At 72.7% G+C, this 26549-nt stretch carries 26 protein-coding genes; 7 read left to right on the top strand and 19 right to left on the bottom strand.

Annotated features, from left to right (window positions below):
* Nucleotides 1–267 precede the first annotated feature (267 nt).
* The 4 genes from tatA to ACI79K_RS06915 all read right to left on the bottom strand — a co-directional run bounded on the left by tatA (nucleotide 268) and on the right by ACI79K_RS06915 (nucleotide 2898).
* The gene (gene tatA, locus ACI79K_RS06930) at nucleotides 268–600 is read right to left on the bottom strand and encodes a Sec-independent protein translocase subunit TatA (protein ID WP_456587856.1); all 333 of its coding nucleotides are present in this window, start codon (nucleotides 598–600) and stop codon (nucleotides 268–270) included.
* Nucleotides 601–712: 112 nt separating this feature from the next.
* The gene (locus ACI79K_RS06925) at nucleotides 713–919 is read right to left on the bottom strand and encodes a hypothetical protein (RefSeq protein ID WP_456599319.1); all 207 of its coding nucleotides are present in this window, start codon (nucleotides 917–919) and stop codon (nucleotides 713–715) included.
* 9 nt (nucleotides 920–928) lie between these two features.
* Nucleotides 929–1912: a helix-turn-helix transcriptional regulator gene (locus ACI79K_RS06920; protein ID WP_456599318.1), complete on the bottom strand. Its 984-nt coding sequence runs from the start codon at nucleotides 1910–1912 to the stop codon at nucleotides 929–931.
* Nucleotides 1909–2898, bottom strand: coding sequence for a helix-turn-helix transcriptional regulator (locus tag ACI79K_RS06915; RefSeq protein ID WP_456587859.1), 990 nt, complete (start codon nucleotides 2896–2898; stop codon nucleotides 1909–1911). Before ACI79K_RS06915 ends, ACI79K_RS06920 begins: the two co-directional genes overlap by 4 nt.
* A 76-nt stretch (nucleotides 2899–2974) precedes the next feature.
* Here ACI79K_RS06915 and ACI79K_RS06910 point away from each other — a divergent pair, with 76 nt between their 5' ends.
* The gene (locus ACI79K_RS06910; protein WP_456587860.1) at nucleotides 2975–4126 is read left to right on the top strand and encodes a DUF3866 family protein; all 1152 of its coding nucleotides are present in this window, start codon (nucleotides 2975–2977) and stop codon (nucleotides 4124–4126) included.
* Nucleotides 4127–4204: 78 nt separating this feature from the next.
* Here ACI79K_RS06910 and pafA read toward each other — a convergent pair whose 3' ends face one another.
* From pafA to dop, 7 genes are all read right to left on the bottom strand, one after another.
* A complete protein-coding gene (gene pafA, locus ACI79K_RS06905; RefSeq protein ID WP_456587861.1) occupies nucleotides 4205–5563 on the bottom strand; it encodes a Pup--protein ligase in 1359 nt (452 codons plus the stop codon).
* Nucleotides 5564–5618: 55 nt separating this feature from the next.
* The gene (locus ACI79K_RS06900) at nucleotides 5619–5966 is read right to left on the bottom strand and encodes a hypothetical protein (RefSeq protein WP_456587862.1); all 348 of its coding nucleotides are present in this window, start codon (nucleotides 5964–5966) and stop codon (nucleotides 5619–5621) included.
* Nucleotides 5967–5994: 28 nt separating this feature from the next.
* A complete protein-coding gene (gene prcA, locus ACI79K_RS06895) occupies nucleotides 5995–6864 on the bottom strand; it encodes a proteasome subunit alpha (RefSeq protein WP_456587863.1) in 870 nt (289 codons plus the stop codon).
* Between the two features lie 3 nt (nucleotides 6865–6867).
* Complete coding sequence (prcB, locus tag ACI79K_RS06890) at nucleotides 6868–7725, bottom strand: proteasome subunit beta (protein WP_456587864.1); 858 nt, start codon at nucleotides 7723–7725, stop codon at nucleotides 6868–6870.
* Nucleotides 7726–7797: 72 nt separating this feature from the next.
* On the bottom strand, nucleotides 7798–8472 hold the full coding sequence (locus ACI79K_RS06885) for an endonuclease VII domain-containing protein (protein ID WP_456599317.1): 675 nt from the start codon (nucleotides 8470–8472) through the stop codon (nucleotides 7798–7800).
* 32 nt (nucleotides 8473–8504) lie between these two features.
* Nucleotides 8505–8714: a ubiquitin-like protein Pup gene (locus ACI79K_RS06880; RefSeq protein ID WP_456587866.1), complete on the bottom strand. Its 210-nt coding sequence runs from the start codon at nucleotides 8712–8714 to the stop codon at nucleotides 8505–8507.
* A gap of 116 nt (nucleotides 8715–8830) precedes the next feature.
* Nucleotides 8831–10336, bottom strand: coding sequence for a depupylase/deamidase Dop (gene dop / locus ACI79K_RS06875; RefSeq protein WP_456599316.1), 1506 nt, complete (start codon nucleotides 10334–10336; stop codon nucleotides 8831–8833).
* A gap of 293 nt (nucleotides 10337–10629) precedes the next feature.
* On the opposite strand from dop, the gene ACI79K_RS06870 reads away from it, so the two are divergent.
* Nucleotides 10630–11241 carry a transglycosylase family protein gene (locus ACI79K_RS06870; RefSeq protein WP_456599315.1) on the top strand — a complete coding sequence of 204 codons (612 nt, stop codon included), beginning with the start codon at nucleotides 10630–10632 and terminating at the stop codon, nucleotides 11239–11241.
* Nucleotides 11242–11415: 174 nt separating this feature from the next.
* Here the strand turns inward: ACI79K_RS06870 and arc are convergent, their stop codons facing one another.
* Nucleotides 11416–13191, bottom strand: a complete 1776-nt coding sequence (gene arc, locus ACI79K_RS06865; RefSeq protein ID WP_456587869.1) for a proteasome ATPase — start codon at nucleotides 13189–13191, stop codon at nucleotides 11416–11418.
* Between the two features lie 171 nt (nucleotides 13192–13362).
* On the bottom strand, nucleotides 13363–14286 hold the full coding sequence (locus tag ACI79K_RS06860) for a tRNA (adenine-N1)-methyltransferase (protein WP_456587870.1): 924 nt from the start codon (nucleotides 14284–14286) through the stop codon (nucleotides 13363–13365).
* A gap of 95 nt (nucleotides 14287–14381) precedes the next feature.
* On the opposite strand from ACI79K_RS06860, the gene ACI79K_RS06855 reads away from it, so the two are divergent.
* The 3 genes from ACI79K_RS06855 (at nucleotide 14382) to ACI79K_RS06845 (ending at nucleotide 16414) form a co-directional block, all read left to right on the top strand.
* The gene (locus tag ACI79K_RS06855; RefSeq protein WP_456599314.1) at nucleotides 14382–15329 is read left to right on the top strand and encodes a RecB family exonuclease; all 948 of its coding nucleotides are present in this window, start codon (nucleotides 14382–14384) and stop codon (nucleotides 15327–15329) included.
* A gap of 8 nt (nucleotides 15330–15337) precedes the next feature.
* Nucleotides 15338–15769 carry an N-acetyltransferase family protein gene (locus ACI79K_RS06850; RefSeq protein WP_456599313.1) on the top strand — a complete coding sequence of 144 codons (432 nt, stop codon included), beginning with the start codon at nucleotides 15338–15340 and terminating at the stop codon, nucleotides 15767–15769.
* A gap of 123 nt (nucleotides 15770–15892) precedes the next feature.
* Complete coding sequence (locus ACI79K_RS06845; RefSeq protein WP_456587873.1) at nucleotides 15893–16414, top strand: hypothetical protein; 522 nt, start codon at nucleotides 15893–15895, stop codon at nucleotides 16412–16414.
* Nucleotides 16415–16430: 16 nt separating this feature from the next.
* Here ACI79K_RS06845 and ACI79K_RS06840 read toward each other — a convergent pair whose 3' ends face one another.
* Complete coding sequence (locus ACI79K_RS06840) at nucleotides 16431–17195, bottom strand: HAD family hydrolase (protein WP_456599312.1); 765 nt, start codon at nucleotides 17193–17195, stop codon at nucleotides 16431–16433.
* Complete coding sequence (gene metH / locus ACI79K_RS06835; RefSeq protein ID WP_456599311.1) at nucleotides 17192–20986, bottom strand: methionine synthase; 3795 nt, start codon at nucleotides 20984–20986, stop codon at nucleotides 17192–17194. The genes ACI79K_RS06840 and metH overlap by 4 nt, the downstream gene beginning before the upstream one ends.
* A 232-nt stretch (nucleotides 20987–21218) precedes the next feature.
* Between metH and ACI79K_RS06830 the strand changes: the two genes are divergently transcribed.
* Nucleotides 21219–22088 carry a PAC2 family protein gene (locus tag ACI79K_RS06830; protein WP_456587876.1) on the top strand — a complete coding sequence of 290 codons (870 nt, stop codon included), beginning with the start codon at nucleotides 21219–21221 and terminating at the stop codon, nucleotides 22086–22088.
* Between the two features lie 53 nt (nucleotides 22089–22141).
* Here the strand turns inward: ACI79K_RS06830 and ACI79K_RS06825 are convergent, their stop codons facing one another.
* Together ACI79K_RS06825 and mshC are read right to left on the bottom strand one after the other, a co-directional pair.
* A complete protein-coding gene (locus ACI79K_RS06825; protein WP_456587877.1) occupies nucleotides 22142–23188 on the bottom strand; it encodes an HD domain-containing protein in 1047 nt (348 codons plus the stop codon).
* Nucleotides 23188–24438, bottom strand: a complete 1251-nt coding sequence (gene mshC / locus ACI79K_RS06820; protein WP_456587878.1) for a cysteine--1-D-myo-inosityl 2-amino-2-deoxy-alpha-D-glucopyranoside ligase — start codon at nucleotides 24436–24438, stop codon at nucleotides 23188–23190. Before mshC ends, ACI79K_RS06825 begins: the two co-directional genes overlap by 1 nt.
* A 109-nt stretch (nucleotides 24439–24547) precedes the next feature.
* On the opposite strand from mshC, the gene ACI79K_RS06815 reads away from it, so the two are divergent.
* Nucleotides 24548–25264: a maleylpyruvate isomerase family mycothiol-dependent enzyme gene (locus ACI79K_RS06815; protein ID WP_456587879.1), complete on the top strand. Its 717-nt coding sequence runs from the start codon at nucleotides 24548–24550 to the stop codon at nucleotides 25262–25264.
* Nucleotides 25265–25291: 27 nt separating this feature from the next.
* On the opposite strand, the gene ACI79K_RS06810 is transcribed toward ACI79K_RS06815, so the two are convergent.
* Both ACI79K_RS06810 and ACI79K_RS06805 read right to left on the bottom strand, forming a co-directional pair.
* A complete protein-coding gene (locus tag ACI79K_RS06810; RefSeq protein ID WP_456587880.1) occupies nucleotides 25292–25678 on the bottom strand; it encodes a VOC family protein in 387 nt (128 codons plus the stop codon).
* Nucleotides 25679–25787: 109 nt separating this feature from the next.
* Entirely contained in the window at nucleotides 25788–26540 is a 753-nt protein-coding gene (locus tag ACI79K_RS06805) for an SCO1664 family protein (RefSeq protein ID WP_456587881.1), read from the bottom strand.
* Between the last annotated feature and the right edge of the window lie 9 nt (nucleotides 26541–26549).

Raw genomic sequence — 26549 nt, 5'->3', positions numbered from 1 at the left:
CCACCGGCGTCGTCCCCGGCATAGCGCAGGTCCTCCGGCAGCCCGCAGTACGGGGCACGGATGAACTCGCCCAGCCCGTGCTCGTACCACCAGAACGCGAGCACCGTGGTGAGCGCGAGCGCCAGCAGGGACTTGGCGATGCGGTTGCGGAGCTCGGTGAGGTGGGCGATCAGGCTCATGGTGGCCTGGGCATCGCGTGGCCGCCGCCGACGCCGACGCGCGCCGCGGGTCGCCTCGCTCACCGCCGTACCCCCGGGTGCGAAGCGGTCAGCGGGGGCCGTCGGCCGCGGCACGGGCCTGGTCGGCCTGCGCCCGCAGCTCCGCCGCACGCGCCTCGGCCTGCCGCGCCTCCTCCTGCAGCTGCGCGTTTCGCTCGTCCGCCGCGGAGGACGCGGGGGCGACGATCTCGCCGCGGACCGGTGTGGTCTTCGCCGCGTCGCGGGTGCGGACGTCGTCGTCCTTCATGCCCTTCATCTCGCCCTTGAAGATGCGCAGCGAACGACCCAGCGAGCGCGAGGCGTCGGGCAGCTTCTTGTAGCCGAAGAGCAACAGGATGGCCAGGATGATCAGGCCGATTTCCAGCGGGCCGAGTGACCCCATGGCGCGTCCTCCGAAAGGTGTGGTGACTGGGGTGATGCTACGCCGCGGGGCACCGGTTTCCCGACCGGTACGAGCACAGGAACCGCCGCTCGGGACGGAGTTCGCCGGCCGTTCAGCCGGCGGACGACCGGGCGTCGCGTAGCCGGCCGGCGCGGTCGGCGGACTCCTGCAGCCCGGCCCGTACCGGCGCGACGTCGGCCTCGGCCGCGGTCAGCTCGCGGGCCAGCCGCCCGAAGGCGCCGAGCACGCCGTGGGCGAGCACCCCGAGCACGGCGAGCGCCAGGACGACCACGACGGCGAGCACGATCCAGAACACCACGGCCGAACCCTAGCCCGCGCCGCCGGGCGCCACCCCGTACCGGGCCAGGGCGGCCCGGGCCTCGGCGGCGACCTGCGCGCCGATCTCGGCCGGCTCCTCCACCACCGCGTTGCCGCCCAGGATCGCGACCAGCCGCCGCGCCCAGGCCAGGTCCGCCGTGCGCACGGTGACGGCCAGCCCACCGGGCGGGTCGTCGACGGGCGTCACGTCCTCGGTCGGGTAGTAGTCGGCGACCCACCGGGCGCTGCGGGCCAGCCGCAGGCGCACGGCCGGGGTGTCGGGGCCGGGCTGGTAGAGCCCGTCGTCGATGCTGCGGCTGGTCGCCTGCGGCGGCGCGGCGGCGGGCTCGTTCAGCACCGTGGCCTCGTCCACCCGGTCGAGCCGGAACAGCCGGACGCCCTCGGCCCGGCGGCACCAGGCCTCGAGGTACCAGTGCCCGTCGACGTAGAGCAGCTGCATCGGGTCGACGGTGCGCTCGGTGCGCTCGTCGCGGGCCGGCACGTAGTAGTGCAGGTGCACCGCGCGCCGGTCCTGCAGCGCCTGCCGGGCGAGCGCCAGGGTCTCCTCCCGGGCGTCGACGCTCACGGCCAGCGGCGCCATCCGGGCCGCCGCGTCACCAGTGGCTGCCGAGACCTTGGCCAGCGCCCGGCTCACGGCGTCGCGCTCGGCCAGGCCGGGCAGCTCCAGCAGCGTGCGCAGCGCGACGACCAGCGCGACCGCCTCGTCGGTGGTCAGCCGCAGCGGCCGCACCATCCCCGCGCTGAACGTGACCCGGACCCGGTCCCCCTCGAAGGCGACGTCGATCAGGTCGCCGGGACCGTAGCCGGGCAGCCCGCACATCCAGAGCAGCTCCAGGTCGCGCTGCAGCTGCCGCTCGGGGACGCCGAAGTCGCGGGCAGCCTCGGCGAGCGCCACGCCCTCGGGACGGGCGGTGAGGTACGGGATCAGGGCCAGCAACCGGGTCATCCGGTCGGTCGCGCCCCCGGCGCTCACGGGCGCGTCCCCATCGCGGCCAGGCGGGTCAACCGGGCGATCACGGCGTCCCGCATGTCGGTCGGCGCCTCCACCACGACGTCGGCGCCGTAGGCGGCGATCTGGTCGGCCAGGGCCCACGGCTCGGTGGTGCGCAGCTGCAGCCGGTCCTCCACCTCACCGGTGCCGTCGTCGGCCGGGCCGAGGGAGGTGGCGTGCCGGCGCAGCCCCACGGCGGTTCCCGGCCGCGCCCGCACCACGATGAGGTACTCCTCCCCCTGCACCTGCCCGGCGACGACCGCGGTCAGGTCGAGGTCGGGCGGCGGCTCGAACGCCCCCACCGGGCCCACGGCCTTCGGCGTGCCGACGACGCGGGAGAGCCGGAACACCCGCGGCGCCCGCCGGTCCAGGTCGTGCCCGACCAGGTACCAGCGCCCGTGCCAGGCCACCACCCCCCACGGCTGGACGTCCCGGCGGGTCGCGGCGTCCTCGTCGGGGCGCCGGTAGTCGAACTGCAGCCGGCGCCGGTCGCGGGCCGCGGCGTAGCAGGGCTCGAACGCCGCCTCACCCCGGTCCAGGCGGGGCTTGATCGGCAGCGCCCGGGACGAGTCGACGTCGACCCCGGCGGCCTTGAGCTTCACCAGGGCGCTCTGCGCGGTGCCGGCCAGCTGCGCGGACTCCCACAGCCGCAGTGCCAGGCCCACGGCGGCTGCCTCCTCCCCGGTGAGGTGGATCTCGGGCAGCTCGTAGTCGGCGCGGGCGATGCGGTACCCGTCCTCGGTGTCGAAGACGCTGGTGCGCCCGGTCTCGAGGGGCACGCCCATCTCGCGCAGCTCGGCCTTGTCCCGTTCGAACATGCGCTTGAACGCCTCGTCGGCCCGGTCGCTGCCGTCGTCGGGCTCGTACCCGGGCACGGTGGCGCGGATGCGCGCCGCCGTCACGTACTGCCGGGTGCTGAGCAGCGCGATGACCAGGTTGACCAGTCGCTCCGCCCGCTTGGCCGCCATGGCCCCCAGGCTAGTCAGCCCGCCGGGGAGCCGTCGTCGCCCGGCCGCGCGGCGGCGTGCTGGTTAGCCTGCGGGTATGACCAGTGCTCCCCCGTCCGCGCCCGCATCCCGGATCCGCTGGCGGCGGGGCCGGGTCACCGCGACCGGCCGGGCCTGGCGCGACGCGCTGGAGCTGACCGTCGAGGTGGCCGATGACGGCGAGCTGCGGGCGCTGGCCTACCCCTCCCTCGTCGGCGTCCCCGAGGTGGGCGACGAGGTGCTGCTCAACACCACCGCGCTGGCGCGGGAGCTGGGCACCGGCGGCTACGCGATGGTGGTGGCCGTCCCCGACCGGCTGCCCCCGGACCCCGAGGGCCCCGGGCACCTGGTGAAGGCCCGGTACACGCCGCTGCAGGTGATGGTGCAGGGCGTCGACGAGCAGGAAACCGAGCACCACGCGACGATCGCGGACGCCGACGACCTCGGCGGGATGCCGGTCGTCGTGGCCGACCTGCACTCGGCCCTGCCGGCGGTCCTGATCGGGATGCTGGCGACCGACCCCGATCTCAAGGTCGCCTACGTGATGACCGACGGCGGGGCGCTGCCCGCCGCGTTCTCCCGCACGGTGGGCGCGCTCAAGCCCTCGCTGGCCGGCGTGGTGACCGCCGGTCAGGCCTACGGCGGTGACCTGGAGGCGGTCACGCTCCACACCGGGCTGCTGGCGGCGAGGCACGTGCTGCACGCCGACCTGGCGGTCGTCACGCAGGGGCCCGGCAACCTGGGCACGGGAACGCCGTGGGGCTTCTCCGGGGTGGCCGCGGGCGAGGCGTGCAACGCCGTCAGCGTCCTGGGCGGCCTGCCGGTCGGGGCCCTGCGCATCTCCGACGCCGATCCGCGCCCGCGCCACCGCGGCGTCTCCCACCACTCGCTGACCGCGTTCGGGCGGGTGGCGCTGGGCGGCGTGACCCTGGTGGCGCCCCGTGGGCTCTCCTCCGAGCTCGGCGGTCAGGTGGACGAGGACCTGGCGAGCCAGCCGGAGCGGAACACCGTCGTCTGGGTGGACACCGACGGGCTCGACGCCGCGCTGGGGCTCTCACCCGTCCCGCTGCGCACGATGGGCCGCGGCTACCCCGAGGAGCGGGCCTACTTCCTGGCCGCGGCGGCGGCCGGGCGCTACGCGGCGCTCCAGGTGCCGGTGCCCGAAGATGCGGAGGGCTCGGCCGAGACCGTCTCCACGCCCGACGCCTGACGCCGTCCCGGAACGGCGAGTCATGCGAACTCGGGGCCATCAGCGACCGATGACCACGAGTTCGCATGACTCGGCAGCTCACATGCTGGCGATGAGCTTCTCCACGCGCTCGTCGACGGACTTGAACGGGTCCTTGCACAGCACGGTCCGCTGCGCCTGGTCGTTGAGCTTGAGGTGCACCCAGTCGACGGTGAAGTCGCGCCGCTTCTCCTGCGCCTTGCGGATGAACTCGCCGCGCAGCTTGGCGCGGGTGGTCTGCGGGGGCACGTTCTTCGCCTCGAAGACCCGCGGCTCGTGCGCCACCCGGTCGACCTGGCCGTTGCGCTCGAGCAGGTAGTACAGCCCCCGGGTGCGGCTGATGTCGTGATAGGCCAGGTCCATCTGCGCGATGCGCGGCGAGGACAGCGGCAGGTCGCGCTTGGCGCGGTAGCGCTCCAGCAGGTTGTACTTGATGGCCCAGTCGATCTCGCGGTCGATCAGGCTGAGGTCCTCGCTGTCGACGGCCTTGAGCACCCGCCCCCACAGTTCGAGCATCTGCCGGTGCACCGGGGTGCAGCCCTCGCGGTCGGCGAACTCGGTGGCGCGGCTGTGGTACTCGGCCTGGATCTCCAGCGCCGACATCTCGCGGCCGCCGGCCAGCCGCACCTTCCGGCGGCCGGTCATGTCATGGCTGATCTCGCGGATCGCCCGGATCGGGTTCTCCAGCGTCATGTCGCGGATCGGGGTGCCCGCCTCGATCATGCGCAGCACGAGGTCGGTCATGGCGACCTTGAGCAGCGTCGTCGTCTCGCTCATGTTCGAGTCACCGACGATGACGTGCAGCCGCCGGTAGCGCTCGGCGTCGGCGTGCGGCTCGTCGCGGGTGTTGATGATCGGCCGGGACCGCGTGGTGGCGCTGGAGACGCCCTCCCAGATGTGCTCCGCCCGCTGGCTGACGCAGTACAGCGCGCCGCGCGGGGTCTGCAGGACCTTGCCGGCGCCGACGACGATCTGCCGGCTGACGAGGAACGGGATCAGGACGTCGGCCAGCCGGCCGAACTCTCCGTGCCGACCGACGAGGTAGTTCTCGTGGCAGCCGTAGCTGTTGCCGGCCGAGTCGGTGTTGTTCTTGAACAGGTAGATGTCGCCGGTGACGCCCTCCTCGGCCAGGCGCTGCTCGGCGTCGACCAGCAGGCCTTCCAGGATCCGCTCGCCGGCCTTGTCGTGGACGACGAGCTCGGAGAGGTCGTCGCACTCGGCCGTCGCGTACTCGGGGTGGCTGCCGACGTCGAGGTAGAGCCGGGAGCCGTTGCGCAGGAAGACGTTGGAGCTGCGCCCCCACGAGACCACCCGTCGGAACAGGTAGCGGGCCACCTCGTCCGGTGACAGCCGGCGCTGCCCCTTGAAGGTGCACGTGACGCCGTACTCGGTCTCGATGCCGAAGATCCGTCGGTCCACGCTCCGAGCCTAGGCGCCGGAAGCGACACCGGCCCACCGCCGGACCGGCGGGGCGCTACCGCTTCGCGTCGAGCCGCTGCAGCAGGTCGTCGAACGCCTGCTCGATCTCGTCGTGCCCGTTCTGAGACGCCCGCTGCTTGCCGTGGATCAGCGCGGCCCGGTTGACCTTCGAGAAGTCGCCGTACGGGAAGTGGTAGCGCTTCTTCGTCTCCTCGCCGGCGTCCGGATCGACGGCGAGGTGCCAGGCGGCGTAGCCGTCCCAGCCATGAGCGTCGATCTCGGCATTGCCGTCGTCGGCGGACGGTGCGGCGTCGGACCATTCGGTCTCGTCGTCGTACTTCCCGTCGTCGATGAGCTTCCTCGCCTGCGCGAGCGCGTCGTCGTTGAGTTCGTAGTCCGGCATGCCCGCTCCCCTACCCCGTACGCGCGGGTCATCCGCCCGACTGCGGATGCCCCTCGCCGCTGTCGGTGGCGCCCCCGGCGGTGTCGGGGGCGGCGGGGTCACCGAGCCCGGCCGGCGTGCCCGGGGCGGGGTGGCTGGGCACGTGGGCGGAGGTGGGCGGCTGCGTCCCCTCGGTACCGGTCTCGCCGTCACCGAGCAGGGTGTGCAGAGCGGTGCCCACGACGCGGCGGAACGCCCGCTTGGGGCGCCGCCTGTCCAGGACGGCGACCTCCAGCTGCTGGGCGGTCAGCCGCGACGGACCGCCGTCACCGCTCCCCGCGGTGGCGGGGCTGACCGCGGAGAGGGCGTCGACGCCGACCTTGAGCGCGTCGGCGAGCCCCATGCCGGCGTGGAAGTGGTCGCGCAGGTGCCCGGTGACGGCGTCGGCCTGGCCGCCCATGACCACGAAGTCGGGCTCGTCGACGACCGAGCCGTCGAAGGTGAGCCGGTAGAGCTGGTCGCGCTCGGGGGTCTCCCCCACCTCGGCGACGCACAGCTCGACCTCGTAGGGCTTCATCTGCTCGGTGAAGATGGCGCCGAGGGTCTGCGCGTAGGCGTTGGCGATCACCCGGCCGGTGACGTCGCGGCGGTTGTAGGAGTAGCCGCGGACATCGGCCAGCCGGACGCCGGCGACGCGCAGGCTCTCGAACTCGCTGTAGCGGCCGACCGCGGCGAAGCCGATGCGGTCGTAGATCTCGCCGATCTTGTGCAGCGTGGAGCTGGGGTTCTCGGCGATGAGCAGCACGCCGTCGACGTAGGTGAGGACGGCGACGCTGCGACCGCGGGAGATGCCCTTGCGGGCGTACTCCGAGCGGTCGCGCATGACCTGCTCGGCGGAGGCGTAGTAGGGCATGGTCATGGCTCAGGCCTCCCCGGCCGCATTCTGGCGCTCGGCGGCCGCGCGCTCGGTCACGATGGCGTCGGCGACGGCGGCGATCTCGGCGTCGGTGAGCCGGACGGCGCCTTCGGCGTCGACCCGGTAGACGATCGGGTACAGCCGCCGGACCGGGTCGGGACCGCCGGTGGCCGAGTCGTCGTCGGCCGCGTCGTAGAGGGCCTCGACGACGGTGCGGGTCGCGGCTGCGGCGTCCAGGCCCTGCCGCCACGTCTTCTTGAGGCTGTTCCGGGCGAACAGCGAGCCGGAGCCGACCGTGGCGTAGCCGCGCTCCTCGTAGTTCCCGCCGGTGACGTCGTAGCTGAAGATCCGGCCCGGGAGCTCGCCGGGGGCGGCGTCGAGGTCGAAGCCGGCGAACAGCGGGACGACGGCCAGGCCCTGCAGCGCCGCGCCGAGGTTCCCGCGGATCATCTGCGCCAGGCGGTTGGCCTTGCCGTCGAGGGAGAGCGTGAGGCCCTCGATCTTCTCGTAGTGCTCGAGCTCGACCTGGTAGAGCTTCACCATCTCGATGGCGATGCCCGCGGCGCCGGCGATGCCGATGACGCTGTAGGAGTCGGCCGGGTAGACCTTCTCGATGTCGCGGCTGGAGATCAGGTTCCCCATGGTGGCGCGCCGGTCGCCACCCATGAGCACGCCGCCGGCGTAGGTCGCGGCGACGATCGTGGTGCCGTGCGGGGCGATGTCACCCACGGGCAGCTGCGGGACCGGGCGCCGACCGGGCAGCAGGTCGGGCGCGGTGGACCCGAGGAAGTCGGTGAACGAGGAACCCACCCGGTCCAGGTACGCGGGCGGGAACCCGCTCCGGCCAGCTGACGACTCGTTCACCCATCCGCCTCTCCCGCCTGCATGCGCCGGCGTCCACCCGTTGCTCCGCCGGGAGCTTCGTGCTCCTCGGCGTCAGGGCGACCCTACCGGCGGTCGCTCCACCCGGATGGCTCGGACCGGGCCGAGGCCGGCAGCCGAGAACATGGCCGTGATGCGCTGGCTCAGGGTGTGGAAGCGGACGTAGTCCGCGGCCGCGCGCAACACCTCCGGATCGTCCCTGAACTGGCCGAGCCCGCCGTTGCAGTTGAAACACAACAGCGCCCGGACGGCGCCCGTCGCGTGGTCGTGGTCGACGTGCTGGGCGGGCGCGGTGCGGCAGATGGCGCAGACCCCGCCCTGTACTTCGAGCATCACATCCGCCTCGGCCGCCGTGATGCCATACCGCCGTGTGAGGTGGTACGAGCGTGCACCGCCCGCTTTCGCACGCGAGGCGTGGCCGCGGGCGTTGTGGCACGGGAGGCAGTAGGTGGCGTGCCCGGAGCGGGTCGTGCGCGTCTTCGGGAACTGCTCGAACGCCCTCACCTCGCCGCAGTCGGGACACCACTTCGAGCCTTCCGGGACGTCGAGGCCCTTCGGTGCCAGCCGGTGCTTGCGTGGTTGGAGACGGCGGGCTTCCCGGCTCTTGGCAGCTCGTTCGGCGAGATGCGTGCGGCAGTAGAAGGCGAGTCCGTCACGCGATCTCTTGTTCTTGCTGAAGTCGGAGACGGGGCGGTGCGCCCGGCAGTCACGACAGAACTTGGTGTCCACCGATCAGCTTCTTCACCAGAAGATGATCTTGGTCACTGGCCCCCTTTTTGTACGTACGCACGCACGAAGTCCTCACTGTTCTCCTCGAGGACGTCGTCGATCTCGTCCAGCAACGAATCGACGTCCTCGGTCATCTCCTTGTGGCGCTCGGCCACCTCCGAGTCGACCGACGCCTCGATCTCCTCGTTCTCCTCGCGCGACCGCGTCGCCTTCTGCTGCCCGCCGGTGTCCCTGGTGGCCATGCTGCCCTCCGGTCCTTCTCGTGGCTGGTGCTGGTCAGGAAAGTACCCGCAGGAGCCGACATCCGGCGTCCGTCGGCCGAGGGCGGTGGAGACCGCCCACCGGTGAGGACGGCCGGTCAGGGGCCGGTGATCGTGTCGACGAGCTCCTGGGCCGTCGCGGAGGCCTCGAAGAGCGCGCCGACGTGCTCCCGGGTGCCCCGCAACGGCTCGAGCGTCGGGATGCGCACCAGGTTCTCCCGGCCCAGGTCGAAGACCACCGAGTCCCAGGAGGCGGCGGCGATCTGCGTCGGGAAGCGGCGCAGGCACTCGCCGCGGAAGAACGCCCGGGTGTCCGCCGGTGGGGTCACCATCGCGCGCGTCACCTCGTCGTCGGTGAGCAGCCGCTGCATGGCCCCGCGGGCGACCAGCCGGTTGTAGAGCCCCTTGTCCGGCCGGACGTCGGAGTACTGCAGGTCGACCAGCTGCAGCCGCGAGTCGTTCCAGTCCAGGCCGTCGCGGGAGCGGTACCCCTCGAGCAGCCGCAGCTTCGCCGGCCAGTCCAGCTGGTCGGCGAGGCGCATCGGGTCGGCCGCCAGGTCGTCGAGGACCGCCGCCCACCGGCGAAGCACGTCGGTGGTCTGCTCGTCGGCCTCCCCGCGGGTCGCCACGAAGCGCTCGGCCGCCTCCAGGTAGAGCCGCTGCACCTCGATCGCGGTCAGCTGCCGTCCGTCGCGGAGCCGGACCCGGTGGGTGAGCGAAGGGTCGTGGCTGACCGCCTGCAGCTCGGCCACCGGCTCCTCGATCGCGAGGTCGGAGGGCAGGGCCCGCGCCTCGATCATGGCCAGCACCAGCGACGTCGTCCCGACCTTGAGGTAGGTGGACAGCTCCGCCAGGTTCGCGTCGCCGATGATCACGTGCAGCCGGCGGTACTCGTCGGGGTTGGCGTGCGGCTCGTCGCGCGTGTTGATGATCGGCCGCTTCAGGGTCGTCTCCAGACCCACCTCGACCTCGAAGAAGTCGGCGCGCTGCGAGAGCTGGAACCCCGGCGTCCGGCTCTCCGTCCCGATGCCGACCTTGCCGGAGCCGGCGAACACCTGCCGGGTGACGAAGAACGGCACCAGCCCGCGGATGATGTCGATGAACGGCGTCCGCCGGTCCATCAGGTAGTTCTCGTGCGCGCCGTAGGACGCGCCCTTGCCGTCGGTGTTGTTCTTGTAGAGCTGGATCGGGTGCGTGCCGGGGATCTGCACTGCGCGGCGGGCGGCCTCAGCCATGACCCGCTCCCCCGCCTTGTCCCACAGGACGATGTCGCGCGGGGTGGTGACCTCCGGGGTCGAGTACTCCGGGTGCGCGTGGTCGACGTAGAGGCGCGCGCCGTTGGTCAGGATGACGTTGGCCATCCCGGAGTCCTCGTCGAGGTCGTTGTGGTCCAGGGCCTGGGCCGGGGTCAGGTCGAAGCCCCGGGCGTCGCGCAGCGGTGACTCCTCCTCGAAGTCCCACCGGGGACGGCGGGGCGTCGGCGCATCGGCCACCGCCCACGCGTTCACGACCAGGCTCGACAGCGTGGTCGGGTTCGCCCCCGGCTGCCGCGGCACCGAGATGCCGTACTCGACCTCGGTGCCCATGACCCGCCGCACGCTCATGGCCCAACCCTAGGCCGAGGCCGCTCCGGGGACCGGTGCCGGCATCGAGCCGCGGACCTGGCACATACCGGATCGGTTCCGTAGCCTCGGTGGTGCCCCGGCCGCACCAGCGCGGTCATCGGGACGAACGCGGGCCACGGCCGTCGAGCCGGTACCCCGCATCTTTCGGACGCGCCGCGCGCCCTCTCCGCCCAGCGGCAGTGGTCCTTCTCCGTCGATCCGGCTCCGTGGGTGGAGCGTGCTGCCCCCGTTCGGTGGGCCGGCCGCGTGGGCGACCGCCGTTCGAGAGGATCATGACGAACCCGAGCACCACCTCCGGCCCGTCCACCCGCGTCTTCCGGCGGCGCACCGCTGGCCTCGCCGCCACCGGCGCCCTGCTCCTGGCGCCGTTCCTGGGCACGGGCACCGCTGCTGCCGCCGACGACGAGACCTGGGACCGCCTCGCGCAGTGCGAGAGCAGCGGCAACTGGTCCATCAACACCGGGAACGGCTACTACGGCGGCCTGCAGTTCTACCAGCCCACCTGGGAGGGGTTCGGCGGCACCGCGTACGCCCCGCGGGCCGACCTCGCCACCCGCGAGCAGCAGATCGCGATCGCCGAGAAGACCCTTGCGGTCCAGGGCTGGGGCGCCTGGCCGGCCTGCTCGGCGAAGCTGGGCCTGACCGAGGCGGACAAGGCCGGCAGCGCCACGCCTCCGGCAGCCGCCCCGGCCCCCACGGCCGAGGCACCGGCGCCCGCGCCGGCCGACGCCGGGCAGCAGTACACGGTCCAGGCAGGTGACACGCTCTCGGGGATCGCATCGGCCAACGGGCTGCAGTGGCAGACCCTGTACGAGAACAACCGCGACGTCATCGGCGCCGACCCGGGCCTCATCCACCCCGGCCAGGTCCTCCGCCTGGGCTGACCCCGCGGACGAGCGGCTCCGGCTCGCCGCCGTCCTGGCTCAGCACAGGGGGTCCTAGCTCACGACCGATCGTGAGCCAGGACCCCTGATGATCAGGTGACCTGATCATCAGGGAGCCACGGGCAGCCGGACGGCCCGGCCACCGCGTGGTGGCCGGGCCGTCCGTCGTCGTGCCTAGAGGTACTGGCCGGTGTTGGTCGCCGTGTCGATGGCGCGCCCGGCCTCGTTCCCCTTGCCGCTGATGAGCGTGCGGATGTAGACGATCCGCTCGCCCTTCTTGCCCGAGATCCGCGCCCAGTCGTCGGGGTTGGTCGTGTTGGGCAGGTCCTCGTTCTCCTTGAACTCGTCGAGGCACGCCTGCATCAGGTGGCCGACCCGCAGGCCCCCGGTCCCGGTCTCCAGCCGCTCCTTGATCGCCATCTTCTTCGCGCGGTCGACGATGTTCTGCAGCATGGCGCCGGAGTTGAAGTCCTTGAAGTAGAGGACCTCCTTGTCACCGTTGGCGTAGGTGACCTCGAGGAAGCGGTTCTCCTCGCTCTCGGTGTACATGCGCTCGACGGTGCGCTGGATCATCGCGGCGATCGTCGCCTCGCGGTTGCCACCGTGCTCGGCGAGGTCGTCTGGGTGCAGCGGCAGGTCGGGCACCAGGTACTTGCTGAAGATGTCGCGCGCGGCCTCGGCGTCGGGCCGCTCGATCTTGATCTTCACGTCGAGCCGGCCGGGCCGCAGAATCGCCGGGTCGATCATGTCCTCGCGGTTGGAGGCGCCGATGACGATGACGTTCTCCAGGCCCTCGACGCCGTCGATCTCGCTGAGCAGCTGCGGGACGATCGTCGACTCGACGTCGGAGGAGACCCCCGAGCCGCGGGTGCGGAAGATCGAGTCCATCTCGTCGAAGAACACGATGACCGGCGTGCCTTCGCTGGCCTTCTCCCGCGCGCGCTGGAACACCAGCCGGATGTGCCGCTCGGTCTCCCCGACGTACTTGTTGAGCAGCTCGGGGCCCTTGATGTTGAGGAAGTAGGACTTCGCCTGGTGGACGCCCTCGCCACGGACGGCGGCGACCTTCTTCGCCAGCGAGTTGGCCACGGCCTTGGCGATCAGCGTCTTGCCGCAGCCGGGGGGGCCGTACAGCAGGATGCCCTTGGGCGGGCGCAGCTGGTACTCGCGGAAGAGATCGGCGTGCAGGAACGGCAGCTCGACGGCGTCCCGGATCTGCTCGATCTGCCGGGACAGCCCGCCGATGTCGGTGTAGTCGATGTCGGGGACCTCTTCGAGGACGAGCTCCTCGACCTCGCTCTTGGGGATCCGCTCGTAGACGTAGCCCGACCGGCTCTCCAGCAGCAGCGAGTCGCCGACCCGCAGCGGCTGGCCGGTGAGCGAGTCGGCCAGGTAGACGACGCGCTCCTCGTCGGTGTGCCCGATGACCAGCGCCCGTGGGGTGACGCCGTCGACGGGCTCCAGCAGCTCCTTGAGCATGACGACGTCGCCCTGGCGTTCGAAGTCCCGCGCCTCCACGACGTTCATCGCCTCGTTGAGCATGACCTCCTGGCCGGGGCGCAGGGTGTCCACCTCGACGTTCGGCGAGACCGACACCCGCAGCTTGCGGCCGCCGGTGAACACGTCGACGGTCCCGTCGTCGAACCGGGTCAGGAAGATGCCGTAGCCCGAGGGTGGCTGCCCGAGCCGGTCGACCTCCTCCTTGAGCGTGACCAGCTGCTCCCGCGCGTCGCGCAGCGTGCCGGCCAGCTTGTCGTTGCGCTCGGAGAGGAAGGCGGCCCGGCCCTCCGCCTCCGCTATCCGCTCCTCCAGCGCGCGCACCTGGCGCGGGCTGTCTGCCACCTTGCGGCGGAGCAGGCTGATCTCCTCCTCGAGGTAGGAGATCTGGCTGAGCAGCGAGGCGACGTCACGCTCACGCCGCGCCTTCATCTCGTCAGGACCCAGGCCCATCACGCACCTCCGCACTGTCGGGGGAGCCAGGACGCAAATCTATACACGCGCGACGACACTTCGCCGTCGCCTCGCGGGGGTCCGTGGCGGGGTGCTACTGAGGTGCTGGAACGGCCCTCCTGCAGGGGCCCGCCGCGAGCGTGCGAGCGGTGGGGGCAGGAGGGCCCTCCTTCAGTGCTTCTGCGCGCGGCGCTGGCGGACGGGGGCGACCGCGCCCTCGGCCAGGCGGCGTGCGGTGACGAGGAAGGCGGTGTGGGCGACCATCCGGTGCTCCGGGCGCACGGCCAGGCCGACCGCGTGCCACGGCCGCATCAGGGTCTCCCAGGCGTAGGGCTCGGTCCACACGCCCTGCGCGCGCAGCGCCTCCACGTAGGTGGACAGCTGGGTGACGGTGGCGACGTAGCCCACCAGCACGCCGCCGGGACGCAGCGCGGCGGCGACCGTCGGCAGGACCGCCCACGGCTCCAGCATGTCCAGGACGACCCGGTCGACCACCTCGTCGGCCGGGTGGTCGGCCAGATCGCCCAGCCGCAGGCTCCAGTTGCTCGGGACCTCGCCGAAGAAGGCGCCGACGTTCGTGCGCGCGACGTCGGCGAAGTCCTCGCGCCGCTCGTAACTGGTCAGCGAGCCCCCGGCGCCGACGGCCCGGAGCAGCGAGCAGCTGAGCGCGCCGGAGCCGGCGCCGGCCTCCAGCACCCGCATGCCGGGCCCGATGTCGCCGAAACCGACGATCTGCGCGGCGTCCTTCGGGTAGATCACCTGCGCGCCGCGCGGCATGGAGAGCACGTAGTCGGCGAGCAGCGGGCGCAGCGCCAGGTACCCGGTGTTGGCCGTCGAGTGCACGACCGACCCCTCGGGCGCACCGATGAGGTCGTCGTGCTCGATGGCGCCGCGGTGGGTGTGGAACTGCTTGCCGGGCGTCAGGACGACGGTGTGCAGCCGGCCCTTGGGGTCGGTCAGCTGCACCCGGTCCCCCGCGACGAACGCGCCCTCCACGGGCTCGGCCCGCTGCGCGGAGGGGCTCTCCCCCGCCTCGTCCGGCGCCTGCTGCGCCTCGTCGACGACGTCGGTCCCCGGCTCCTGCTCACTGGTCACGGGCGACCAGCGTACGGACGCCGCCGCTGTGACCCGGGACGCCGATGCGGCGCGGACACTCGGAACTGTCGGAGGCGCGACCTAGCCTCGGGTGCATGACGGCGATGGTGGACACCGACCCGCGACCCGGCACGCCCGACGGCGGGACCGAGCCCCCCGCCGAGGTGACCGCACCGCGCCGCCCCTCGCTCTCGCCCAGCCGGGCGGCGGACTTCAAGACATGCCCGTTGCTCTACCGCTTCCGCACCATCGACCGGCTGCCCGAGCGCAAGAGCCTGGCCGCCGTCCGCGGCACCCTCGTCCACTCCGTGCTGGAACGCCTCTACGACCTGCCCCCGGCGCAGCGCACCCCGGAGAGCGCCCTGGAGCTGCTCGAGCCGGCGTGGGCCGAGCTGCGCGACGAGCCGGGCATCGCCGAGCTGTTCGCAACCGGCCAGGACGAGGGCGCCGAGAGCGATGCGAACGCGCCCGAGTCGGTGGCGGCCTGGCTGGCCTCAGCCGGGAAGCTCGTCGAGAAGTACTTCTCGCTGGAGGACCCGCGCCGCATCCAGCCGGCGGGTCGGGAGGAGCTCGTCGAGGTCACGCTGCCCGACGGGCTGCTGCTGCGCGGTTACGTCGACCGGCTGGACATCGCCCCCAACGGCGCGCTCCGGGTGGTCGACTACAAGACCGGGTCGATGCCGCGCGAGGCGTTCGAGTCCAAGGCGCTGTTCCAGATGAAGTTCTACGCGCTGGTGCTCTGGCGCACCCGCGGGGTGGTGGCCGCTCAGCTCAAGCTGCTCTACCTCGGCGACGGCGACGCGCTCACCTACGCCCCGGAGGAGGCCGAGCTCGTGCGCTTCGAGCGCACGCTGCTGGCCATCTGGTCGGCGATCGAGCGGGCCGTCGCCACGGGTGAGTTCCGGCCGAACAAGAGCCGGCTCTGCGGCTGGTGCGACCACCAGGCGCTGTGCCCGGCGTTCGGCGGCACTCCCCCGCCCTTCCCGGCGGAGGCCGCAGCGTCAGCCGGCTGGCGGACGACCCTGCCGGTGACGCCGGTGTGACCGGCGCGGTGACCGTTCGCGCCGCCGTGCCGGCGGATCTCGCCGCCGTGCTGGATCTGTACCGCCAGCTGTACCCGGAGCTCGAGCACGACGAGACGCTGCGGGTGCAGGACGCCTGGGCCAGCACCATGACGACACCCGGGCGCACGGTCCTCGTCGCCGAGGCCGCCGGAACCGTGGTCGGGACGGCGGATGTCACGGTGGTCGCCAACACGGCTCACGCCGGTGAGCCCTACCTGCTGGTCGAGAACGTCGTCGTGGACGGCACCCACCGCCGCCCCGGCGTGGGAGCGACCCTCCTGGGCGCCGCACGGGAGCACGGCCGCCGGACCGGCTGCTACAAACTGCAGCTCTCTGCCGACGACCCGGCGGCCTTCGCGTTCTACGAGGCCGTCGGACTGCGTCCGGCGGCACGGACCTACAAGGAGTACCTCGGCTGACCGACCGGAGTGTGCGGCATGCATGTCCCGCCGGGTCGGTCCTCGGCCCGCGTCCGCTGCGAGCGCCGGCACGCAGGCCGCGACACCTCTTCACCGGGACCAGTGACCAGCGAGACTGTGACCGTGCATCCCGACAAGAGGCTCGAGATCCTGACGGCGTTCGCCGCCGCCACGGCGGACCCGAGCCGCCTGGGCGCACTGCTGGGCGACGCGGCCGACGACTCCGACGCCGTGCGAAGGCTGCAAACGGCCTACGGGTTCACCCCCGGTCAGGCGCGGGCGGTCCTCGACCTCCAGCTCGCCCGGATCACCCGGGAGCACCGCGCCCGGCTGCAGGCCGAGATCGACGCCCTGCGCGACGCTGCTGCCGGGCTCTGGGACCCGCCGATCGAGGTCACGGCGACGGCGAGGTCCGGGCGGGAGATCGTCGTCGGCCTCCCGGACCATGAGCACGACGTCCACGGCGACGACTCGGCCGACTGCCTCGACCGGATGGTCGTCCTCGTACGCGACGAGCTGGCGGGCCCGCGCCGGCGCAGGGTGACCGTCACCTTCACCGCAACCGTCCCCGACGGGCCACGTACCGTCCACGTCGATCCGGTGGGCAGCGCCTCGTTCTGCTACGACGACCTCGGCACGGCATAGTCGCGGCCCCCGGAACTCAGCGCGGGGCGGCGCTCGCCACCTCGCGGGCGGTGAGCACCGCCTCGAGCTCCGGCACCCCGACCCCCACGAGCCTCTCCACCAGCGTGAGCCCCGGTGCCGGCGGGACCGGCTGCATCGCGGGCACGCCCAGCACCGCCATCCCGGCGGCCAGCCCGGCGGTCACGCCGACCAGCGAGTCCTCCACCACCACGCAGGAGTCGGGCTGGACGCCCAGCGCTGCGGCTGCCTGGAGGTAGGGGGCCGGGTCCGGCTTGCGCGCGGGAACCTCGTCGCCGCAGACGGTCAGGTCGAACGGGCTGCCGCCGAGGTCCGTCGCGATGCTCGCAAGCACGATGTCGGCGAGCCGGCGGGGCGTCGTCGTCACCAAGGCGGTGGCCAGGCCCGCGGCCCGCACCGCGGACAGCAGTTCCCGGGCGCCGGGCTGCCACACGACGCCGCCGGCCATGAGCACGCCGACCCGCTCCTCGATCCAGGCCGCGTCCACAGCGAGCTGTTCGGCGGTGGCGCTGATGCCGAGGTCCGCGTAGAGGATGCCCATCGCCGTCGGCATGCTCGTGCCCACCGTGCGGGCCCGCGCCTCGGCCGACATCCGCCCCCCGAGCCGGCCGGCGAGCTCGAACATCGCCTCGCCCCAGTACTCCTCCGTCTGCACGAGCGTGCCGTCCATGTCGAACAGCACCGCCCGCAACGCGCTGGAACGGCCTCCGTCCAGAGGCTCGCCCCGAGCCGGCGAGGGGTGAGGGGGACGGGGATCCTTCATTCGTCCTCGGTCCGGTAGCCGAGGTTGGGTGAGAGCCACTTCTCCGCCTCCGCGAGCGTCCAGCCCTTGCGCCGGGCGTAGTCCTCGACCTGATCCCGCCCGACCCGGCCCAGCACGAAGTACTGGGCCTGCGGGTGCGCGAAGTAGAGGCCGCTCACCGCCGCACCCGGCCACATGGCGAGGCTCTCGGTGAGCTCGATACCGGTGGCCGCCTCGACGTCGAGGAGGTCCCAGATCGTCTGCTTCTCGGTGTGCTCGGGGCAGGCCGGGTAGCCCGGGGCCGGCCGGATGCCGCGGTACTTCTCGGCGATGAGGGCCTCGTTGTCCAGCGCCTCGTCGGCGGCGTAGCCCCAGAACTCCCGGCGCACCCGCTCGTGCAGCCGCTCGGCGAACGCCTCGGCCAGCCGGTCGGCCAGCGCCTCCAGCATGATCGCGCTGTAGTCGTCGTTGTCCTTCTTGAACGCCGCCACCCGCTCGGCCGCGCCCAGCCCGGCCGTCACCGCGAACGCACCGACGTAGTCGCGCAGGCCGGTGTCCTTCGGCGCCACGAAGTCCGCCAGTGACTTGCGCGGCGAGCCGTCGCGGCCCTCGGTCTGCTGCCGCAGCTGGTGCAGGGTCGCCCGCACGGCGGTGCGGGACTCGTCGGTGTAGACCTCGATGTCCTCGCCGTCGACACGGTTGGCCGGGAACAGCCCGAGGACGCCGCTGGCCCGCAGCCACTTCTCCGCGACGATCCGGTCCAGCATCTGCTGGGCGTCGTCGTACAGCCGCCGGGCGGCCTCGCCGGTCGCCGGGTTGTGCAGGATGTCGGGGAACCGGCCGCGCATCTCCCAGGCGTTGAAGAACGGCTGCCAGTCGATGTAGCCGCGCAGCTCCTCGAGCGGGTAGTCGTGGAAGTGCCGGACGAACTGGGTGGCCTCCCCGAGGGCGCAGGCCGGGCCCTCGCAGACGTCCTTCGCCTGCTGCAGCAGCATCCGCGGCCGGGGCGGGGCGTAGCCGCTCCAGTCGATCGGCGTCGGGTTCGCGCGTGCCTCGGCGAGCGGGAGCAGGGCGCGGCTGTCCTGGCGGGCGGCGTGCCGCTCCCGGAGCGCCGCGTAGTCGGCGTCGGTCTCGGCCAGCAGCCTCGGGCGCTGCTCGTCGGAGAGCAGGGCGGCGACGACCGGGACCGAGCGCGAGGCGTCCTTCACCCAGATCACCGGGCCGGAGTACCTCTGCGCCACCTTGACGGCGGTGTGCGCCCGCGAGGTGGTCGCGCCGCCGATGAGCAGCGGGATCTCGAACCCCTGGCGCTCCATCTCGGCGGCCAGGTTCACCATCTCGTCCAGCGAGGGGGTGATCAGACCGGAGAGCCCGATGATGTCGGCGCCCTCCTGCTTGGCGGCGTCCAGGATCTTCTGCCCCGGCACCATGACGCCCAGGTCGACCACGTCGTAGTTGTTGCACTGCAGGACGACGCCGACGATGTTCTTGCCGATGTCGTGGACGTCGCCCTTCACGGTGGCCATGACGACCTTGCCGTTGCTGCGCTCGGCGTCGCCGGGCTGCTTCTCCGCCTCGATGAACGGGATGAGGTAGGCGACGGCCTTCTTCATCACCCGGGCGGACTTGACCACCTGCGGCAGGAACATCTTGCCGGCGCCGAACAGGTCGCCGACGACGTTCATGCCGTCCATCAGCGGTCCCTCGATCACCTCGATCGGCCGCCCGCCGCGCTCGGCGATCTCGCGCCGCAGCTCCTCGGTGTCGTCCTCGACGTGTGCGTCGATGCCCTTCACCAGCGCGTGGGTGATCCGCTCCCCCACCGGCAGGGAGCGCCACTCCTCGGTGGCGACCTCGCGCGCCGCGCCGTCCCCGGCGTAGTCGCCGGCGATCTCCAGCAGCCGCTCGGTCGCGTCGGGGCGGCGGTTGAGGACGACGTCCTCGATCCGCTCCCGCAGCTCGACCGGCACCTCGTCGTAGACCTCGAGCGCGCCGGCGTTGACGATGCCCATGTCCATGCCGGCTCGGATGGCGTGGAAGAGGAACACCGCGTGGATGGCCTCGCGGACGCGGTTGTTGCCGCGGAAGGAGAAGGAGACGTTGGAGACCCCGCCGGAGACCAGCGCGCCGGGCAGGTTCTGCTTGATCCAGCGGGTCGCCTCGATGAAGTCGACGCCGTAGTTGGCGTGCTCCTCGATGCCGGTGGCGACGGCGAAGACGTTCGGGTCGAAGATGATGTCCTCGGCCGGGAACCCGACCTGCTCGGTGAGCACCGCGTAGGCCCGCCGGCATATGTCGATGCGCCGCTGGAGGTCGTCGGCCTGGCCGTCCTCGTCGAACGCCATGACGACGACCGCGGCGCCGTACCGGCGGCAGAGCCGGGCCTCGCGGACGAACTCCTCCTCGCCGTTCTTCAGCGAGATGGAGTTGACGATCGCCTTGCCCTGGACGTTCTTCAGGCCCGCCTCGATGACCTCCCACTTCGAGGAGTCGACCATCACCGGGACGCGGCAGATGTCGGGCTCGGCGGCGATGAGCTTGGTGAAGCGGTCCATCGCCTCGACGCCGTCGATCATCCCCTCGTCCATGTTGACGTCGATGACCTGGGCGCCGGCCTCCACCTGCTGGCGGGCGACGGCGAGGGCAGCCGGGTAGTCGCCCGCCTTGATCAGGTTCCGGAAGCGGGCGGAGCCGGTGATGTTGGTGCGCTCGCCGACGTTGACGAAGAGGCTCTCCTCGGTGACGGTCAGCGGCTCCAGGCCGGACAGGCGCAGCGCCGGGGACGTCTGCGCCGGCGTCCGTGGCGGCAGCCCCGCCACGGCGCCGGCGATCGCCGCGATGTGCGCCGGCGTGGTGCCGCAGCAGCCACCCACGAGGTTGACCAGGCCGCTCTCGGCGAACTCCGCGACGATGGCGGCCGTCTCGGCGGGCGACTCGTCGTACTCGCCGAAGGCGTTGGGCAGCCCGGCGTTCGGGTAGCAGGAGACGAAGGTGTCGGCGACCCGCGCCATCTCCGCGATGTAGGGCCGCATCTCCTTGGCGCCGAGGGCGCAGTTCAACCCGATCAGCAGCGGCTGCACGTGCCGCACGGAGTTCCAGAACGCCTCGGTGACCTGCCCGGAGAGCGTCCGTCCGGAGGCGTCGGTGATCGTGCCGGAGATCAGCACCGGCCAGCGCCGGCCGCGCTGCTCGAACAACGTCTCCAGGGCGAAGATGGCCGCCTTGGCGTTCAGCGTGTCGAAGATCGTCTCGATCAGCAGCGCGTCGACGCCGCCGTCCACCAGGCCGTTCGCCTGCTCGAGGTAGGCGGCGACCAGGTCGTCGAAGCCGACGTTGCGGGCGCCGGGATCGTTGACGTCCGGTGAGATCGATGCCGTCCGGCTGGTGGGGCCGATCGCCCCCGCGACGAAGCGCGGCCGGCCGGGCGTCCGCTCGGTCATCGCGTCGGCCTCGCGGCGGGCGAGCCGGGCGGAGGCCACGTTCAGCTCGTAGGCCAGCTCCTGCATGCCGTAGTCGGCCAGCGAGATCGTCGTGGCGTTGAAGGTGTTGGTCTCGACGAGGTCCGCCCCGGCCTCGAGGTACTCGCGGTGGATGCCGGCGATGAGCTCGGGCTGGGTCAGGCTGAGCAGGTCGTTGTTGCCCTGCACGTCGCTGGGCCAGTCGGCGAAACGCTCCCCGCGGTACCCGGCCTCGTCGGGACGGTCCCGCTGGATCGCCGTCCCCATAGCGCCGTCGAGCACCAGGATCCTTTCCTCCAGCAGCGCGCGGAGCCGCGCCGTCGCATCGGGACGGAGGGCGGGTGACTCGGACACGGTGATCCCCAGTGGTTCAAGACTCGATGGGCGTGCGGGCCTCGCGCTCCGTCACCCCGGCGGGCTGGCCCAGGCCTGGGCGTTCCCGATGTCGGCTCCCATCTTCGCACCTGGCACACCGGCGGTGCAGCAGGCGTGGCGGGCCGCCACGCCCGCCCACGAGGGCGTTCGGCGGCCGGACCCCGCGGCGCACGGCCGGGCGGCACGGCCGGAGCGACGTAGGCTCACAGGGGTGATCGATCCTCAGTCCGACGCCGATGACCTGCCGCAGCTCACCGACCCGGTGGTCGTGGTGGCGTTCGAGGGCTGGAACGACGCCGGGGACGCCGCCACGGGGGCCGTCGAGCACCTCGAGCTGATCTGGGACGCGAAGCCGTTGGCCGCCCTCGACCCCGAGGACTACTACGACTTCCAGGTCAACCGGCCCACGGTCTCCCTGATCGACGGGGTGAGCCGGCGCATCGAATGGCCCACCACCCGCATCTCCGTGGCCCGGCCGAAGGGGCTGGACCGCGACGTGGTCCTCATCCGGGGCATCGAGCCGAACATGCGCTGGCGCAGCTTCTGCGAGGAGCTGCTGGAGATCCTCGACGAGCTCGACGCCTCCATCGTGGTCGCGCTCGGCGCGCTGCTGGCCGACACCCCGCACACCCGGCCCACGCCGGTGACCGGGTCGGCCTACGACCAGGAGTCCGCACGGGCCTACGGGCTGGAGACCTCCCGCTACGAGGGCCCGACCGGGATCCTCGGTGTGTTCCAGGACGCCTGCGTGCAGGCCGGGCTGCCGGCGATCAGCTTCTGGGCCGCCGTCCCGCACTACGTGTCGCAGCCGCCGTCGCCCCGCGCCACCGTCGCCCTGCTGCAGCGCGTGGAGGAGGTCCTGGAGATCACGGTGCCGCTCGGGGCCCTGCCGCAGCAGGCCGAGGACTGGGTGAAGACCGTCGACGAGATGGCCAGCGAGGACGCCGAGGTCGTCGAGTACGTGCGCTCGCTGGAGGAGCGGGCCACCGAGGTGGACCTGTCGCAGGCCAACGGCGACCAGATCGCCCGGGAGTTCGAGCGGTACCTGCGCCGTCGGGGTGGGCCCGCCGGCGGGGCCTGAGCGGCCGGCGCCGTCGAAGCAGGCCACGGCCGCCCGTGGCGCGGTGCGCGTCGTCAGTCGCTGCGCAGCAGCGGTCGCATCTGCGCCGAGGCGTCGGCGTCGAACAGCCGGTCGTGCGTGGCGAGGGCGAACCGGTCGGTCATCCCGGAGACGTAGTCGACGACCTGGGTGAGCGGATCGGCCTCGGTGTCGCGGTAGCTGGCCGGGATGAGCTCGGGGTGGGCCAGGTGGTGGTCGACGAGCCGGCGGATGACGTCGACCGCCAGGTGCTTCTGCCCGGCGGCGACGTCGGAGGCGTACACGCGGGCGAACATGAAGTCGCGCAGCTCGTGCATCGCCTGCAGCGGCTCCGGGGCCATGACCACGCGCGTGCTGCCCGGCGCCAGCGAGCCCTCGACGACGGCGTCGATCATGGATCCGACCATCTCGCTGCCCGGCTGCCCGAAGACGGCGACGGCGCGCGCGGGCAGGTCGGAGGTCCGGATGACCCCGGCGCGGACGGCGTCCAGCGCGTCGTGGGACAGGTAACCGATCCGGTCGGCGTAGCGCACGCACTCGGCCTCACGGGTGGCCGGCGGCGGGTCGATCTTCCAGCTGTGGGCGCGGATGCCGTCGCGCACCTCCCAGGTGAGGTTGAGGTCCTCCAGCACCTCCACGATGCGCACGCCCTGGGCGGCGTGGTGCCAGCCGCCGTCGACGTAGGGGTCGAAGGCCTCCTCGCCGATGTGCCCGAACGGCGAGTGCCCCACGTCGTGGCCCAGGGCGATCGCCTCGGCCAGCGTCTCGTTGAGCCCGAGCGCCCGGGCCAGCGAGCGCGCCACCTGGGTCACCTGCAACGTGTGCGTCAGCCGGGTGACGAAGTGGTCGCCGTCGGGGTTGAGGAAGACCTGGGTCTTGTGCTTGAGCCGGCGGAACGCCTTCGCGTGCAGGATCCGGTCCCGGTCCCGCTCGAAGGCGGTGCGCAGCGCGTCCTCCGCCTCCGGCCGTGCCCGGCCCCGGCTGGCCACCGCCCGGGTCGCGGCGGGTGCGAGCTGCTCCTCGGCCCGCTCGCGCGCCGCGCGGTCGGTGAGCCGGAACGGACCGTCGAGGACGCCGGCCATCAGAAGTTCTGCAGCTCCACGCCCAGGAGCGCGTCGACGGCGTCGCAGACGACCTGCGGCGCGTGCTCCTCCAGGTCCTCGCCGCCGGCCAGGGTGCGGGCGGCCCAGGCGTCGACCAGGGCGATCGCGCCGGGGCTGTCGAGATCGTCGGACAGTCGCTCGCGCAGCCCGTGCAGCACCGGGCCGGCCGGGGCGCCGGCCTCGCGGCCGACGGCGCTCCGCCAGGTGTCCAGCCGCTCCTGCGCCTCGGCGAGCAGCCGGTCGCTCCACTCCCGGTCGGTGCGGTAGTGCCCGGACAGCAGGGCCAGCCGGATGGCCATCGGGTCCACGCCCTCGCCGCGCAGCTTGGAGACGAAGACCAGGTTCCCCCGGCTCTTGCTCATCTTCTCGCCCTCCAGGCCGATCATCGCGGCGTGCACGTAGGCCCGGGCGAAGGGCTTGGTGGCGGTGAGCGCCTCGGCGTGCACGGCGGAGAACTCGTGGTGCGGGAAGACCAGGTCGCTGCCGCCGCCCTGGACGTCGAACTCCATGCCGATCGTGTCCAACGCGATCGCGGCGCACTCGACGTGCCAGCCCGGCCGGCCGCGGGTGCCCCGCGGACCGGGCCAGGCCGGCTCCTCGGGTCGCTCACCGCGCCAGAGCAGCGGGTCCAGGCGGTTGCGCTTGCCCGCCCGGTCGGGGTCCCCGCCACGCTCGGCGAACAAGGTCAGCATCGTGGCCTCGTCGTAGCCGGACTCCGAGCCGAAGCCCGGGGCCTGCGCGACGTCGTGGTAGATGTCGCCGGTGCCGTCGGCCAGGACGTAGGCCAGCCCGGCGTCGAGCAGCTGCTCGATGTACGCCACGATCCGGGGGATCGACTCGACCGCGCCCACGTAGTCCTCCGGGGGCAGTACACGCAGCGCCGTCATGTCCTCCCGGAACAGTGCCGTCTCGCGCATGGCCAGGACGATCCAGTCCTCGCCGTCGCGCGCGGCACGCTCGAGCAGCGGGTCGTCGACGTCGGTCACGTTCTGCACGTAGTGGACGGCGTGCCCGGCGTCGCGCCACACCCGGTTGACCAGGTCGAAGGCCAGGTAGGTGGCGGCGTGCCCCAGGTGCGTGGCGTCGTACGGGGTGATGCCGCAGACGTACATCCGTGCGGTCCGGTCCGGCGTCGTCGCGACGATCTCACCGCGAGCGGTGTCGTAGACCTTGAGCACGGAGCCCGTGCCGGGCAGGGTCGGCAGCAGGGGGGCGGACCAGGAGAGCACGGTACGAGCCTAGAGCGGGTCTCCGACGGCACCGGCCCCGCAGGTCCGTGCGGGTCATCACGTCGGAGGGGAAGGCGCCGGTGGCGCCCCTCTGCAGGAGGAGGAGCGAATGCAGCTCGACGAGTACCTGCCGGCCCTGCGGCGTGTCGACGCCCGGTTCGCCGACGCCGCCGCGGAGGCGGTCCTCGCCCGCGGGTGGGCGGCTCCGGTCCCCGGGTGCCCCGGGTGGTCGCTGGCCGACCTGGTGTGGCACCTGTCCGAGGTGCAGCACTTCTGGGCGTGGGTGGTGCGCACCCGTGCCCGGGACCTCGCCACCTACGTCGAGCCGACGCGCCGCGCCGACGACGAGCTGCTGGGGTACGTGGCCGCGCAGGGCGCCGAGCTGGAGGCGGCGCTCGCCGGAGCCGACCCGGCCGAGCGGGTGTGGACCTGGGCGCCGCAGAAGGACGTGGCGTTCGTCCTGCGCCGGCAGCTGCAGGAGGCCACCGTGCACACGGTCGACGTCGAGCAGGTGCTTGGCGACGTGCGCCCGATCCCCGCCCCCGTGGGGCTGGACGGCCTGGACGAGTGGCTGCAGCTCATGGTGCCCGCCGCCCTGCCCGACGGGCCGCCGGAGTCCGCGCACCCCGTCGTCCTCCACGCCGTGGACGCCGACGCCGAGCGCACCCTCTTCCCCGGCACGAAGCCCTTCCCGATCGCCGCGCTCACCGGAACCGCCGGCGACCTGCTCCTGGCCGTGTGGCGCCGGGTACCGCTGGAGGTGCTCACCGTCGACGGTGACGGCCTGCAGGCGGCCGCGATGATCGACCTCGTGACGCTGGAGTGAGGCCGGAACCGCAGGGGCAGCGCGCACCTAGGGCCAGGTGACGGCGTACCGCTCGAACTCCTGGCCGGTCTGCACGCCGACGACGCAGAACACCAGGCCGGCCGGATCCAGCATCTGCCAGAAGCCGCCCATGTCGCGGTGCCGGGTGGCGCCCAGGGCCTCCAGCCGGGCGACCTCGGCCGGGATGTCGTCGGTCTCGACGTCGACGTGCCAGCGCGGCGGCGTCCCCTCCCCCGTCCGCTGCACCTCGACGTGCCAGCCGTCGGCGAACGACCCCAGCGAGGCCCACTTCTCGTCGTCGGGGTCGGGCGCGGCGGTGCGCCCCGTGGCGCCGGCCCAGAAGGCGGTGCCGGCCGTGTGGTGCTGCGGCGGCAGGTCCAGCAACAGGATGGACAGACGGCTGCGGTGCGGCATGCGCGGGATCCTGGCCCAGGGCACCGACAGGACGACGGCGCCCCGTGCGACTTCTGCGATGTTGCCCCCTACGGCGCACTGACGGGGGCCAGTGTGCAGATCTCGCCGCTCAGAAGGGCGGCCAGGGCAGGGCGGGCCACTCCCCGCTGGGCTCGGGGTGGCGACCGGTGCGCAGCAGCTCGGCCACCCGCCGCTGCGTGCAGCGCACCTCCGCACGGGTCAGGTGCTCGTGCAACTGCTCCCCGAGGTCGCCGCGCAGCTCGTCGGCGAGGCGCTCGAGCACCGTCAGCGCCTCGACGGTCAACGGCGAGCCGGCCCAGCGCCACAGCAGGGTGCGCAGCTTGGGGTCGACGGAGAAGCAGATGCCGTGGTCCACGCCGTGCACGTGGCCGTCGGGCATCGGGATGATGTGCCCGCCCTTGCGGTCGGCGTTGTTCACGACGGCGTCGAACACGGCCATGCGACGCAGCGCCGGGTCGTCGCGGCGGACGAAGGCGGCCAGGTCGACGTCCTCGTCGCCGTCCACCCACAGCTGCACCATGCCGGGGCCGAACGGGCCCTCGCGGAGCACGGTGGGCGGCACGATCCGCCAGCCGGTCGCCTCGGAGACCAGGTGGGCGGAGATCTCCCGGCCGGCGAGGGTGCCGTCGGGGAAGTCCCACAGGGGCCGCTCCCCCGCGACCGGCTTGTACACGCACTCGGCGGCGAGGTCGCCGGACCGGATGGCGCCGACCAGGGTCACGTTCGACGCGTCGAGCATCCGGCCCTCGACGTCGATCACGCCGGTCCGCAGCAGCTGCAGGGCCTCGGCGTCGTCGGCGGGCGGGCGGAGGTCGCTCCCCTCCGCCGGCTGCTCGCTCACCGCGGGCCG

The sequence above is a fragment of the Blastococcus sp. SYSU DS0616 genome (genome assembly GCF_054051015.1).
The sequence above is the reverse complement of the archived record's forward strand: the minus strand, read 5'-3'. Positions and strand labels throughout refer to the sequence as shown.